Genomic DNA, 12,978 nt, shown 5'->3' with positions numbered 1-12,978 from the left:
TCAGCTGGAACTGCGAACGGTGAGTGTTGTGGGCAGGCGGGGCGGTGGCGGCAGAGCCGGGTCGAGCAAGTGCCGGACCGCGGCCTCGGCCTCATCCTCGACCGGCATGTAGACCGATGACAGGTCGGCCGCCTCGGAGAGGGTGCTTCCGTCGAAGCCGACCACTGCCACGTCGTCGGCTATGCGGCGGCCGGCCTCGCGCAAAGCCTGCAGCACGCCCATCGCGCTGACGTCGCATGCTGCGAAGACGGCGTCGAGGGCAGGGGAGCGGGCCAGCAACTCGCGGGTGGCCTCGTAGGCGCGGGCCCGTGTGAAGTTGCCCTCGGCAATGCTGACGGGGTGGGCCGCGGCGGTCATCACGCGCAGGAAGCCCGCCCGTCGCTCGTCGGCGCACGGCGTGGGTGGGCCGAAGACCGCGCCTATGTGTTGGCGGCCCGTGGCCAGCAGGTGGACCGCCGCCTGGTGGCCGCCGCTGTCGTTGTCGGGGGCCACGAACGCCACGCCGGGAGCCGCGCGGCCCAGGGCGATGGTGCGGCCGCGGCGGGCGTATGCGGCGCCGGCTGGGCCGGGGACGTTGATGAGCAGGCGGCCGAACGGCGGGTCGGGGTCGTCGGCCGGCAGTGCGGCCACGCGGCGTACCTCCAGGGAAAGGTCGCCGCCCACGGCGCGCATGGCGCCGGTCAGGACGCGGGCGTAGAAGGGCTTGGCGCTCATCGCGTCGGGGTCGGGGTCGACGATCAGGATCTCGATGCGTTCGCGGCGGTTCGCGGTCTTGCGGCCGGTGGCCAGGGCGCGGGCCACCGCGTGGGGCTCGAAACCCAGTTCGGCGGCGACGGCGCGGACCCTCGCCCGTACGGCCTCGGAAACGCCGTAACTGCCGTTCATGGCTCGGGAAGCGGCGGCCATCGAAACCCCGGCGGCCCGGGCCACGTCGGCCAATGTCACGCGCCGGCCGGTCATGCGGCGGCTCGCAGCGAGCGGTAGACGGCGTGGACCAGCATGGGGCGCCGGATGCCCTGCAGGACGGGGGCGAAGAACTCCTGGCGGTAGTCGGTGTTGGTCATCGACGTGGTGGCGAACGAGACGCCGCCGAACGAGGCCAGCAGCGCGGCCAGTTTGAACAGGGCGACGGGCACGCCGAAGAAGGCGGAGCGCTGCGGGTCGTGGCCGATCCAGGTGGCGGCGGTCTCGTACTGGACGGTGATCAGGCCCAGGGCCACGAAGAACAGGAACAGGCCGAGGCCGATGACGGCGGCCTGCACCAGCTGGCGGACGGTGAGCAGCACCAGCACGTTGACGGCCTGGCGGGGGTCCAGCGGCGGTATTTGGCAGGGCCGGATCTCGACGCCGGCCAGCGGGGTGCCCTCGCACGCCTCGGCCAGGTCGGACTCGGAGGGCGGCGGGCCCACCGGGTCTTCGTCGTAGCCTTTGACCACCCGCCAGGTGGCCAGGCCGACGATGACGGTCAGCAGGGCCAGGACCAGCCAGACACGCGGCCACGACAGCTGGTCGAGCAGTTGCCACAGTTCGCCGGTGAAGAACAGGAACAGCGTGCCGAACAGGACCACCGGCAGCGACCGGCCGAACGAGCGGGGGATGTCGGACAGGCCTTTGAACAGGTCGCCCACGGCGTGGCGCATGGCGGCCACGACGCCGTACGAGGTCGCGATCCAGCCGATGCCGAAGGCGGCCACGAAGATCAGCAGCCCGGCCGCTCCGACCACCAGCGGGGCGTCGCCGGTGGGGCCGGCCAGCTCACGCGAGACGAACCCGGGCCGGACCGTGTGCACCAGCACGGCGCCGCCGACGAACACCACCGCGTAGACGGCGATCACCACGGCCAGCCCGGTGCGGGTCAGCCGGGGCGGGCGGCGGCCGTTCAGACCGGTTGTGTACGGCCAGATCAGGCTCATCACGAGCAACGGCACGGCCAGCGACACGAACGCGCCGGCCGACGCGACCTGCAGCAGCCAGTAGATCGCGGCGCCGGTCAGGAACGGCAGCATCCGCGGCACCACCTGGGCGCGGGCGGTGAAACCGTCGACCAGCTGGGGCAGGGCCGCCCGCACGAACCAGTTTTCGGTGCGGTTCAGGGTGGCCGCTGGAGATCCGCTCACGGGGACGATCAAACCACTTCGAGGCGACCGGAGTGCAGCGGCAGCAGTTCGTCGGCCAGGTCGATGATGCGCTGGTCGTGGGTGGCCACGACGACCAGCGTGCCCTCGGCGACGGCGGCGGTCAGCGCGCCCAGCACCAGGGCCACGTGTTCGTCGTCCTGGTGGGCGGTGGGCTCGTCGAGCAGGGCGACCGCGGGGGTGAGGACGAGCGCGCGGGCGATCGCCGTGCGCTGCTGCTCGCCCAGCGACGTGTCGTGGGCGGGGCGGCCGGCCAGGGGGTCGAGGCCCAGTCGGGTCAGCAGGCCGGGCGGCGGGGTGCGGCCGCGCAGCCGGGCCGGCAGGTGGGCATTTTCGGCGACGGTCAGCTCGGGGGCCAGGGCCGGGCGCTGGGGGAGCAGGGCCACCCGGTCCCACTCGTGGTGGGAGACCGCCGGTCGGCCGTCGACGGTCACCGTGCCCGAGGTCGGCGGCATCACGCCCGCCATCAGGTGCAGCAGCGTTGACTTGCCCGAGCCGGACCGCCCGGCCAGCACGGCCAGCCGGGCCGGGGGCAGCGACAGCGAGATGTCGGTGAGAACGGGCGTCGAGCCGTGCGTGTGGGTCACGGACTCCAGGCGTACGAGATCAGCCGTCGTCACGGTAGGAGGCCTCCTCGGCTGAGCGGCTGGTGGTGAACAGGACGGCCGGAACCACGGCGGCCACGGCCACGGCGGCGGTGACGGCGAGCCCGGGAACGGTGAGCCCGAAGTGGAGCGCGGGCAGGCGGGTGGGTTCGTCGTCGAGCAGCCGGGAGCCCAGCGGCAGCAGCGCGGCGACCCCGGCCACGGCCCCGGCCAGGGCGACGGCGGCGAGCAGCGACAGTTCGAGCAGGCGGGCGCGCAGGGCCCGGCCCGGGCCCAGACCGACGCGGATCAGCATGAGGTCGCTGGCCCGGCGGGCGGCCGCGGTGCGCTGGGCGTGGACGCAGAGGGCGAGCACGGCCAGCAACGCGAGGTAGGCGGCGACGGCGACCTGGTAGCCGCGGGACCGCGACGCTGCCACATAGATGTCGCGCTGCCGCAGCTCGGCCGCCGTGGTCACCCGTTCCGGCTCGACGCCGAGCGGGGAGGTGATGGCGTCGGTGCCCCGCGAACTCCACACCAGCGTCCGGACGAACGCGCCGGTGTAGGCGTTGGAGTCGCGCGGCCTGAGGCGCGGATCGGCCGAGCCGAACTGCGCGAAGAAGGCCTTTTCCGAGACCACGTACGTCGGTTTGGCGTCGAGCCCGGGGAAGGCGTCGACATGGGCGACCACGTCGAGCGTGCCCTTCCACGCGCCCACGTCGACGGAGACGGCGCTCTGGCCGGCCGCGGCCGGGTCGGCGACCACGATGGCGGGCACCCGGTCGGCTTCCGGTTCGCCCTCCAGCCGGGGGAGGGCGTCGCGGGCCTCGGCCAGGTCGGGGCCCCGGCCCCAGAGGGCGACTTCGCGGAACTTCACGGGGTCGACCACGAGCAGGTCGTGCTGGGCGGCGTCGAGCGAGGTCCAGGCGTCGTAGCGCCAGACCACCGTCGCGTACGCGGGGAGGGGTGGGGTGCGTACGCCGGGAACCGGGTCTTCCGACGGCTTTTCGGGCACCTCGGCCGCGTCGGGGTCGAGCTGCGCCGAGCCGCCGTCGAGGACCGCCACCGATTCGGCGCCGGCCTGGACGGCCACCCGGTCGTCCACGGTGGTGGCGGACGCGGTCAACGCGCACAGGGCGAACAGCAGCATGCCCAGCCCGGCCGTCATCACGGCCACCGCGAGACGCCGCTCGGCCGAGTTGTCGGCCAGGCGCCGCCGGGCGAGCCAGACGACGCCACGCAGCGAGCCCCCGCGGAACGAGCGGCGCAACCCGGTGAGGCGGCTCAGCAGCAACCCGCCCAGCACCCCGGCCGCGGCCAGCACCAGCAACGGCACGAGCAGATCGACGCTGCGTACGCCCTCACCGCCCGAGGAGGCCAGGCCCGCGCCCGCGACCAGGGCGACCACCAGCACCGGAGTGGCCCAGGGCAGCGGCCGCCGCGGCGTGGCCGGGGGGAGCGGGCGCACGTAGCGGGCCGTGGCCAGCGCCGGCACCGCGGCCGCGATGAGCAACCCGGCCGCGGCCGCGAGCCCGGCCGAACCCAGCGCGGGCAGCATCGACGACGCGGTGACGGCCCCCGGCGGCCCGGCCCGGGTGACCAGCAGCCACGCCACACCCCAGCCGGCGGCCGACCCGAGCACGGCCGGCAGCAGATGTTCGGCCAGCCACAGCCCGCCCACGGCGAGCGGCGCGACCCCGGAACCGACGGCGTGACGCAGTTCGACGACGCGGCGGCGCACCGACAGCAGCACCATCGCGAGCACGGTCATGAGCGCGACGGTGACGGCCGCCCACTCGATCGGCCGGGTCTTCTGCCGCACGGTCTCGGACGCGGCCCCGGCCTGGTCGGCGATGCGCCCGATGCCGCTGGCGAGCCGGCCGGTCACCGCGTCGGTCCCGCCGTCGAAGCTCTGCTCGCTGACCCGGCGCCGCAGGTCGGCGACGCCGCGGCCGGTCTCGCGGGCCTCGGCCAGGGTCACGCCCTCGTCGAGGGTGGACTCGGCCGCCCAGAGGATCTGGTCGTCGATCCCGTCGGCCAGCCGCTCGGTGGTGGGCACGTCACCGATGACCAGGTAGGCCTTGAGGGTCGTGGTGCGGGAGTCGAACGGCAGGTCGCGGTCGCGCAGCGCCCAGGACCGGCTTCCGGCGACGTCGGCCGGCCGGCGCCCGCCCGGGACGATCGCGTAGAGCCCGCTGACCTTCGCGGTGGCGCTCTTGTCGGCGACCGTGACGGTGACGGTCTCGCCCGGGCGGAAACCCAGCGGCTCGGGCAGCCAGACTCCGCCCGCGGGGCCGCTGCCATCGGTCACGACCAGCTCGGCGGCGGGCTCGGTGACCGCGTAGAGGCGGGCGTCGGCCTGACGGGCGCCGGCCGAAACAGTGGACGCCCACGGCTTCGACCACGACAACTCCTTGCCGGCCGATCCGCCGTCGAGGCGTGGCGGGGACAGGTGGGGGATCGTGCGCAGCTCGGTCAGCAGCCGCTGCTGGCCGGCGCTGTCCGGGGAGCGGGAACCGGTGAGGCGGACGAGGGCGGCGTCATCTTGCCGGGCGGTGTCGGGCACGGCGTCGCGGCCCGCCTGGAAGGCCGCGTTGCGCCCGGCCTCGGCGAACATGGCCGGCGCGGCGAACGCCACGCCGGCCACGACGAAGGCGAGCACGACCAGCACGGACCACAGCCCGGCGCGGAACAGCGCCCCGAACGCGGCCCGTATGAGCATGCAGGCCATCCTGCCCTAATCAGCGCAGCGGCACGTGCCCCCAATCGGTGTCCGAGGCCAGATAGAAGCTCGGGTAGGACGGCTGGTTGTAGGTGGTCTGCTGACGCGCCACCTCGACGCGGTACTGCCGGTCCTGCATCAGCGTGTAGAGCTTGTGGTTGGTGACCTCGGTGCTGAGATAGACGCGGATGGCCGAGCTGTCCGTCGTGCGGACGAGAAGCTCCTCGCGCCAGTCCCCGAGGATGTCGGCCACCAGGCTCGGATTGCCCTTCGTGCCGTTGTTGGCGCGGGTGCCCTCGGCGGTCAGCAGCGTGCCGCGCTTCCAGTCGTCGATCGTGGGCGTGACGTCGCCCGCGCCGTTGACGATCTGCGTGGTGCCGTCGGCCGCCCAGCGGATGCTCATGTTGGTGCCGGGAATCGGGCCCGGCTGCACCTGCCCCTTCGCCGTGTGCAGGCCCAGCGCCTCGGAGCCGCCCGGCATGCTGGCCCACGACTCGAGTCCGGGCGACTCCGGCAGCACGTCGCCGACCATGCCCCGTCCGGTGTCACGGCCCGAATAAGTGCCGAACAGGACCTCTCCCGTACGGGCGTCACGCATCGCCATTCCGTACGGGGCGGTGGTGCCGTTCTCGTGCACGGTGAAGATCTCGAGGCCGGGCCGGTCGGGGGCGACATCGGTGACATGCATGGCGTCGCCGTGCCCCAGCCGCATGCGCTCGCCGGTCGGAAGGTTGCCGAACGAGGAGTAGAGCAGGCTCCCGTCGTCGTCGATGGTGGCCGAGCCGTACACGATCTCCTGCCGCCCGTCACCGTCCACATCGGCCGCGCTCATCGAGTGGAAGCCCTGTGTGGTCAGGGTCGCGAACTCCGGTGAGGTGCCGTCGCGGCCGTGCGGGGTGTCGTTGAACGGGTTCGTCATCGGCACCCAGCCGCTGTCGACGTACCAGCCCTCGGTGAGGTGCCGTCCGTTCCAGCGGTACGACACGAGCGTGGACCGCGTGTAGTAGCCGCGCGCGAAGACGGCGCTGGGATGCCGGCCGTCCAGATACGCGACACCGGCCAGGAAGCGGTCGACGCGGTTGGCGGGCTCGATCCGCGGCATCGCGTAGTCGCCCCACATCAGCCCGTCGTCGGTGCGGCCCGGCTTGTAGCGGATCGTCTCCAGCTCGCGGCCGGTGGCGCCCTCGAAGACGGTCAGATATTCGGGGCCGTCGACGATGAAGCCCTGGAACGCGCGCAGGGCGTTGCGGGTGCTGCGGGCGGGCGCGTACACGTCGATGAAGTAGTCGGCCACGGCCTCCGCATCAGGCAAGGGGTCGATCCCCAGGGCCTGCTCCGGGGTGGCCGGCCACCGCCCGGCGAGCACTTCGGGATGCGTGGCCCAGCCCCGGAACATCGTGACCAGGTGGTCGTAGTAGCCGGCGGCGCTGAGCCGGTAGTCGTCGGTGTTGCGGTAACCGGCCTTCAGGTCGGCCGGGAGCATGGTGATGTGACGGGACCGGCCGTCGCGCAGCGTCCGGGTGCCGGGCGCGGTCTTCATCATGATCTCGGCCCGGCCGTCGCCGTCGAAGTCGTACACCAGGAACTGGGTGTAGTGCGCCCCGGCCCGGATGTTCACGCCGAGGTCGATGCGGTGCCGCAGGGTGCCGTCCAGCTCGTACGTGTCCACGAACACCGGCCCGGTGTACCCGACCTGCGAGACGTCCTTGGAGTTGGACGGGTCCCACTTGACGACGTATTCGTACTGCCCGTCGCCGTCCACGTCGCCCACGCTCATGTCGTTGGCCGAGTACGTGTACGCCTCCCCGGCCGGGGTGACGCCGTCGGCCGGTTTCCGCAGCGGCAGCTCGAAGTAGTTCGTGGTGCTCGTCGCGGTGGGCCGGCTGCCCGCGACCTCGTACCGTGACGCCGGGGTGCCCTCGCGGTCGAGGTAGTTCGTGCTGTCGGTGACCGTGGCGATCCGCTGGCCGTCGCGGTAGACGGCGAAGTCGCGGCCGGTCAGCCCGGTCGCCGAGTGCCCGGTGGCTTCCCGCTGGAGCAGCCGCCAGCTCAGGAACGTGCCCTCGCTCGTGGCCGCCACGACCAGACCACGGTCGAGCTCCGCCCGGGGCCCCGGCGCCGGCGCGGGTGCCCCGGGTCCGAACATCATCAACGCGGCGAGGACGATCTTCACGGCAAACCTCCTGAGGAAAGCGCTTGCCTGAGAAGTCTCCATCGAGTGTTGTCAATGGTCAAGGATGCATCGACGGGACCGTCACGAGGGTGCCGAAGTGCACGACGGCGCCGGACTCCAGCACCGCGTCCACGCTGACCGGGCTGCGCTGGCCGGGCCTCAGGGGTGCGGCCGCGAGGGCCAGCCGCTCGCCCAGGCGCTGCACCGCCGCCGGGCTGCGGCCGGTGGTGACGAGCCAGGCTCGGACCGGGCCGATCGACGTGCCGGCGCAGAGGTGCAGGAGCGTCGAGGCGCCGGGCTCAGCCCGTACGCGCAAGGTGTGTCCGGCTGTTGTGGCGACCTCGGAGCTGCGGGCGGGGCAGGGCCCGTCGGCGGCCGATGCCCAGGCGCCCGGCCGCGCGGTGAACAGGGCCGTCAGACAGATCGCCAGGAGTGCGGCGATCGAGGTCAGGGCCGTGCCGCCGTGATCGGGGGCGGGGATTCGCAGCCGCCGCCGGGAACGAACCGTCAGGCCGCCGCCGACGTGCCTCACGGTCACCGGGGACCACCCTGCTCCGGTTCGCCGACGCCGGGCGTGGCATCGCGGTCGTACGGCCTGTTCGTCCTGGTCACTCACTCGGTGACAGTCGCTCCCCGCGCCGTGATAGTTCCCGCTCGCGATAGGCGCGCGTCTTGTGCCGGTTGCCGCAGACCCCCATCTCGCACCAGCGGCCGCGGCCGTTGCGGGAGGTGTCGTGGAACGCCCAACGGCAGTCCGGCGCGTCGCAGAGCTTGACCCGTTTCCAGTCGTCGCGGGCCACGCTCGCCGCCACCGCCTCGACGATCTCGTCGAGCCAGGGCCGGCCGGTGGCCGCGGCCAGGCGCAGGTGGCCCGCCGGACCTGGCGTCAGACGAACGGGGAAGTCGGCGAGGGTGGCCGGATCGCTCTCGCGCAGGGCCGTCCGCAGCGCGATGGCGGCCCGCAGGTCGGCCGGTCGGGCCTCGGTGCCATCGGCCAGCCAGTCGGACAGGGCCTGCGGAGACGTCAGTTGCTCACCCCCGACGTGGTGCTCGCCGTGGCGGCGGAACGTGCGTTCGTCGAGCGTGTTGAGGAATTCCACGACCCGGTCCAGATCAGCCACGACACCATCATAACGCTTCATCGGTGTTTGACATGCGCCCAACACCGGTATTAGCGTTTGATGGTGTCGACAGGAGATGAGGGAGGAACGATGACTCTGCTGAACGTTTCCGACGCGGACCTTGACGACCTGCGGGCCCGCCTGCGGGCGACCCGATGGGCCACGCCGTGGCCGATCGCGCCCGGTGAGGCCGGGGTCGACGGCGGCGAGCTGCGGCGGCTGGTCGACCGCTGGGCGTCGGCCTACGACTGGCGCAAGCACGAGGCCGCCATCAACGCGCTGCCGTCCCACGTCGCCGAGATCGGCGGCCAGCCCGTGCACTACCTGCGCTACGACGGCGAGCAGGCCGGCGCGCCGCCGCTGCTGATCGCCAACGGCTGGCCCAGTTCGTTCCTCGAGCTGACCGGCCTGGCCGAGCGTCTGTCCGCGCCGTCCCGCTTCGGCGGCCGCGCGGAGGAAGCGTTCACCGTGATCGTCCCGTCGCTGCCCGGCTACGGGCCCGCGCCGCAACGGCCCGAGCTCGGGGGAGCCCACACTCACGACCTGTGGCACCGGCTCATGCACGACGAGCTGGGCTTCCAGCGGTACGGGGTGCACGGCTCGGACATCGGCGCCGGTGATGTCATCCGGCTCGCCGAGGCCTATCCCGAGGCCTTGACCGGCATGCACGTGCTCGACGTGGCCGATCCGCCCTCGTGGGACCCGGCGTCGCTGACCGACGAGGAGCGGGTGTTCCTCCAGACCAAGCGGCAGTGGCTCGAGGCCGAGGGCGGTTACTCGCACGAGCAGTCCACCAAGCCGCTGACCCTCGCGCAGGGATTGACCGACTCGCCGTCCGGGCTGCTCGCCTGGATCGTCGAGAAGTACCGCACGTGGAGCGACGACTACGGCAAGTTCGACGACGACTTCCTGCTCACCCAGGCGTCGCTCTACTGGTTCACCGGCTCGATCTCGACGTCGTTCCGGCCCTACTACGAGCGCGAGCACGGCCTGGTGCCACCGGTCGGCCGGGTGGAGGTGCCGACGGCGGTCGCGTTCTTCCCGGCCGACATCAAGGGCATCCAGCCGCGCAGCTGGGTCGAGCGGGCCTGCAACGTGACCCGCTACACCCTCATGCCGCGGGGCGGCCACTTCGCGGCGTACGAGGAAACCGAACTCTTAGCCGCTGACCTGGTCGCCTTCTTTCGCGGGCGGTGACGAGGCCTTCTCCAGCCGTTCCACCTCGGCGATGAACTCCTGAGCCCAGCTGCCGAACCCGGCCTGGTCGGAGGCCCGCAGGTCGTCGAGGGTCTGGCGCAGCGCGGAATGGCGGAGCCCGGCCAGCATCGCCTTCGAGAAGAAGCCGTCCCACATGCCGCCGAACTCGGCCCGCGACAGCCGCTCCGAGAGGTACCACTCGTCCCAGCTGTGATGCCAGTAGGCCACCCGTGCCAGCCGCAGCTCCGGATCGTCGGCCGGGCGGGTGTCCTCGAGCTCGCCGAGTTTCTGCAGGAGCTCGATGAAGCGGGACCGCAGCGACAGGTAGGTCTGAATCTTCAGGACCTCACGGGATCGGCGGTCGGTGCGGATCGCGAGGATCACGGCGATCAGCGCGATCAGCAACGACGCGAGAGCCGTGGCGAATCCGGCGATGTCGGTCCAGGTGGCTCCGTTGTCGTCCATCGTGCGACGTTAGGACTTTTCCCGCGTCGGGGCTGGCAGGTCGGCGACAGCCGGGAACTCGGAGGGCCGATCGGACGACTAACCCTGGTGCTAGGTGGTGTGAAGACTCCGGTTGTGGCCGGGACGGCCGTGGGCGCGGCCGGTTTGGTGATGGTGACGGCTCTCGTTCTCTCCGGCGGCGTGGACGGGGAGGTGCTGCCGGGCATACCCGCTCCGGGCGCCCTGACCGAATGGGCGCTGCCCGGGTTCACGCTGCTGAGCGAGATCCTGGGGGTGCTGACTGTCGGGCTCGCGGTCACGGCGGCGTTCCTGCTTCCGGGTGACGGGCGCAGCGTCGCCGCGTACGGGTGGGTGCTCCTGCGCCGCATCACCTGGCTGGCCCTCGGATGGGCGCTCAGCTCGGCCGCCGTCGTGGTCTTCACCGTGTCGGACATCCTCGGTATGCCGGTCGGTGGGCTCAGCCGGCAAGCCGTGGTCAGCTTCGCGTTCTCCATCTCGCAGGGGCAGGCGCTGCTGCTGCAGATCGGTGCCGCGCTGGCCGTCGCCGTGCTCAGCCGGGCCGGGCTTTCGCGGGGAACGGCCGCGGTCACGGCGGGCCTGGCGATGGTGGCGCTGCTGCCACCGACGTTCACCGGGCACTCGGCCGGCGCCGGCAACCATCAGATCGCGGTGACCAGCCTGGCCCTGCACGTGCTGGGCGCCGCGCTGTGGGTGGGTGGTTTGACGGGCGTTCTTCTCGTACGGCGTCACCGCCGTTTCACCGACACGGCCGCGCGCTACAGCCGGCTCGCCCTGGCGTGTTTCGTGGCCACGGCGGTCAGCGGCACCGTCAACGCGGCCGTCCGGCTCGGTTCGTGGGATGCGTTGTCCGGTTCCCCGTACGGGACCCTGGTGCTCCTCAAGGTTTTGGCGCTGCTAGCGGTGGGGGCGATCGGGGCCGTGCACCGCACCCGGACCCTGCGGGCCGCCACCACGTTCGCCTTCGTCCGCCTGGCCGCCGGGGAACTCGTCGTGCTGGCCGCGGCGAGCGGACTGGCCGTGGCGTTGTCGCGCAGCCCCACCCCCGTACCGGAAAACGTGACCGAGCCGGACCCGCTCGTCGAACTCCTCGGCTTCGCGATGCCCGGCCCGCCCACCGCCCGCGACATGCTGGCCAACCCGTTGCCCGACATGTTCTTTCTGACGATCGTGGCCGTCGGCATCGCCGCCTACCTGACCGGGGTCGTCCGCCTGCGCCGAGCCGGGCACGCCTGGCCCCTCGCGCGCACCGCCTCCTTCGTGGGCGGCCTGCTGCTGCTCGGCGCGGTCACCGGGCTCGGCGTCGCCCGTTACGCGTACGTGCTGTTCAGCGTCCACATGGTGCAGCACATGGTGCTCTCGATGGCCGTGCCGATCCTGCTCGTCGGCGGCGCCCCGGTCACCCTCGCGTTGCGGACGCTGCGCCGCCCGGCCGACCCGCAGGTGCGCGGCGCCCGCGAATGGCTGCTGCTGGCCCTGCACAGCCGCGCGGCCCGGTTCCTGAGCCATCCGCTGGTCGCGCTGGTCATCTATGTGGCCAGCCTCTACGGGCTCTACATGGGTGGCCTGCTGGGCACACTCATGCGCTACCACCTCGGCCACCTCGCCATGCTGGTGCACTTCGTGCTGGCCGGCTACCTGCTGTTCTGGGTGCTCATCGGCACCGACCCCGGGCGGCGGCGGGTGCATCCGGCGCTGCTGACGGTCGTGCACTTCCTGGCCATGGTGGCGCACGCGTTCTTCGGGTTCGTGCTGCTGCAGTCGACCACGGTCATCGCCGAGGACTGGTACAGCGCGGTGCACCCGCCCTGGGCGGCGTCGCTGCTCGCCGATCAGCATCTCGGGGCGTCGCTGGCGTGGGCCTTCGGCGAGTTGCCGGCGGTGGTGGTGATGCTTCTGCTCGTACGGCAGTGGGTCCGTTCCGACGAACGCGAACAGGCGCGCCTGGACAGGGCCGCCGACCGGGCCGACGCCTCGGGGGAGGAGGACGAACTGGCCCGGTACAACGCTTTCCTGGCCGCACACCGGGACTCGTGAGGTGGCCCGCTTTCCGGGACTCGTGACGTGCCGCTTTAGGGACTCGTGACGCGGGCCGCGACGGGTTGCTTCGGCGCGTTCGTGACCCCGTACGGGGAACGCTTTAGCGATTTTTTGGCGGCTCGGCTCAGCCTTACCTGCATGAAGATTCGTGTTGCCCTTGTCGCCCTCCTGGCCACCGTCTCGCTGTCCGGTTGCGCGAGCCTCTTCGACGACATTCCCGACGCGAACGACGCCATGCCGACCTCGACGCCGGCCCCGAAGTGCGGTGACGACACCGTGAAGGCGGTCGCGGGCGTGATGACGTCGGACGCCGTCGAGGTGGTCGAGGTGATCGGGAGCTGCACCATGGTGTCGATCCTGACGTCGCTCGCGCCGACCGAGAAGGAGACCGCGCGCGAGATCTGCGAGGAGGCGGCCAAGGTCGCCTACACCGGTGACATCTCGTCGGTCAGCGTGGAGGGTGACGACGGGCACGAGCTGTCGACGGGCCTCAAGGGCGCGCGCTGCATCTGAGATTTCTTTG

At 72.2% G+C, this 12,978-nt stretch carries 11 protein-coding genes; 3 read left to right on the top strand and 8 right to left on the bottom strand.

Annotated elements, in window-relative coordinates; genetic code table 11:
* The 7 genes from JIG36_RS01690 to JIG36_RS01660 all read right to left on the bottom strand — a co-directional run bounded on the left by JIG36_RS01690 (position 1) and on the right by JIG36_RS01660 (position 8,735).
* Entirely contained in the window at positions 1–960 is a 960-nt protein-coding gene (locus JIG36_RS01690; RefSeq protein ID WP_203374173.1) for a LacI family DNA-binding transcriptional regulator, read from the bottom strand.
* On the bottom strand, positions 957–2,117 hold the full coding sequence (locus tag JIG36_RS01685) for a hypothetical protein (protein WP_203374172.1): 1,161 nt from the start codon (positions 2,115–2,117) through the stop codon (positions 957–959). Before JIG36_RS01685 ends, JIG36_RS01690 begins: the two co-directional genes overlap by 4 nt.
* Positions 2,118–2,125: 8 nt before the next feature.
* The gene (locus tag JIG36_RS01680; RefSeq protein ID WP_203374171.1) at positions 2,126–2,755 is read right to left on the bottom strand and encodes an ABC transporter ATP-binding protein; all 630 of its coding nucleotides are present in this window, start codon (positions 2,753–2,755) and stop codon (positions 2,126–2,128) included.
* Complete coding sequence (locus JIG36_RS01675) at positions 2,742–5,441, bottom strand: hypothetical protein (protein ID WP_203374170.1); 2,700 nt, start codon at positions 5,439–5,441, stop codon at positions 2,742–2,744. The genes JIG36_RS01680 and JIG36_RS01675 overlap by 14 nt, the downstream gene beginning before the upstream one ends.
* Before the next feature lie 19 nt (positions 5,442–5,460).
* Entirely contained in the window at positions 5,461–7,614 is a 2,154-nt protein-coding gene (locus JIG36_RS53845; protein WP_203374169.1) for a rhamnogalacturonan lyase, read from the bottom strand.
* 58 nt (positions 7,615–7,672) lie between these two features.
* The gene (locus JIG36_RS01665; RefSeq protein WP_203374168.1) at positions 7,673–8,152 is read right to left on the bottom strand and encodes a hypothetical protein; all 480 of its coding nucleotides are present in this window, start codon (positions 8,150–8,152) and stop codon (positions 7,673–7,675) included.
* Positions 8,153–8,222: 70 nt separating this feature from the next.
* Entirely contained in the window at positions 8,223–8,735 is a 513-nt protein-coding gene (locus tag JIG36_RS01660) for a CGNR zinc finger domain-containing protein (RefSeq protein ID WP_307872519.1), read from the bottom strand.
* A gap of 90 nt (positions 8,736–8,825) precedes the next feature.
* Here JIG36_RS01660 and JIG36_RS01655 point away from each other — a divergent pair, with 90 nt between their 5' ends.
* A complete protein-coding gene (locus tag JIG36_RS01655; RefSeq protein ID WP_203374166.1) occupies positions 8,826–9,932 on the top strand; it encodes an epoxide hydrolase family protein in 1,107 nt (368 codons plus the stop codon).
* Here the strand turns inward: JIG36_RS01655 and JIG36_RS01650 are convergent.
* The gene (locus JIG36_RS01650; RefSeq protein WP_203374165.1) at positions 9,894–10,397 is read right to left on the bottom strand and encodes a hypothetical protein; all 504 of its coding nucleotides are present in this window, start codon (positions 10,395–10,397) and stop codon (positions 9,894–9,896) included. The genes JIG36_RS01655 and JIG36_RS01650 overlap by 39 nt on opposite strands.
* A gap of 99 nt (positions 10,398–10,496) precedes the next feature.
* On the opposite strand from JIG36_RS01650, the gene JIG36_RS01645 reads away from it, so the two are divergent.
* Complete coding sequence (locus JIG36_RS01645) at positions 10,497–12,452, top strand: bifunctional copper resistance protein CopD/cytochrome c oxidase assembly protein (RefSeq protein ID WP_307872518.1); 1,956 nt, start codon at positions 10,497–10,499, stop codon at positions 12,450–12,452.
* Positions 12,453–12,593: 141 nt separating this feature from the next.
* Entirely contained in the window at positions 12,594–12,968 is a 375-nt protein-coding gene (locus tag JIG36_RS01640; protein WP_203374164.1) for a hypothetical protein, read from the top strand.
* Positions 12,969–12,978: the final 10 nt, after the last annotated feature.

Origin of the sequence: Paractinoplanes ovalisporus (assembly GCF_016834655.1) — a bacterium.
In the GTDB taxonomy this organism is placed as follows: domain Bacteria; phylum Actinomycetota; class Actinomycetes; order Mycobacteriales; family Micromonosporaceae; genus Actinoplanes; species Actinoplanes ovalisporus.
This window is presented reverse-complemented; position numbering and strand designations above follow the sequence as displayed.

Excerpts from the sequence above, each read along its gene's own strand:
- JIG36_RS01650 (WP_203374165.1), bottom strand. The coding sequence starts at position 10,397 with ATGGACGACAACGGAGCCACCTGGACCGACATCGCCGGATTCGCCACG.
- JIG36_RS01640 (WP_203374164.1), top strand. The coding sequence starts at position 12,594 with ATGAAGATTCGTGTTGCCCTTGTCGCCCTCCTGGCCACCGTCTCGCTG.
- JIG36_RS01690 (WP_203374173.1), bottom strand. The coding sequence starts at position 960 with ATGACCGGCCGGCGCGTGACATTGGCCGACGTGGCCCGGGCCGCCGGG.
- JIG36_RS01655 (WP_203374166.1), top strand. The coding sequence starts at position 8,826 with ATGACTCTGCTGAACGTTTCCGACGCGGACCTTGACGACCTGCGGGCC.
- JIG36_RS01675 (WP_203374170.1), bottom strand. The coding sequence starts at position 5,441 with ATGCTCATACGGGCCGCGTTCGGGGCGCTGTTCCGCGCCGGGCTGTGG.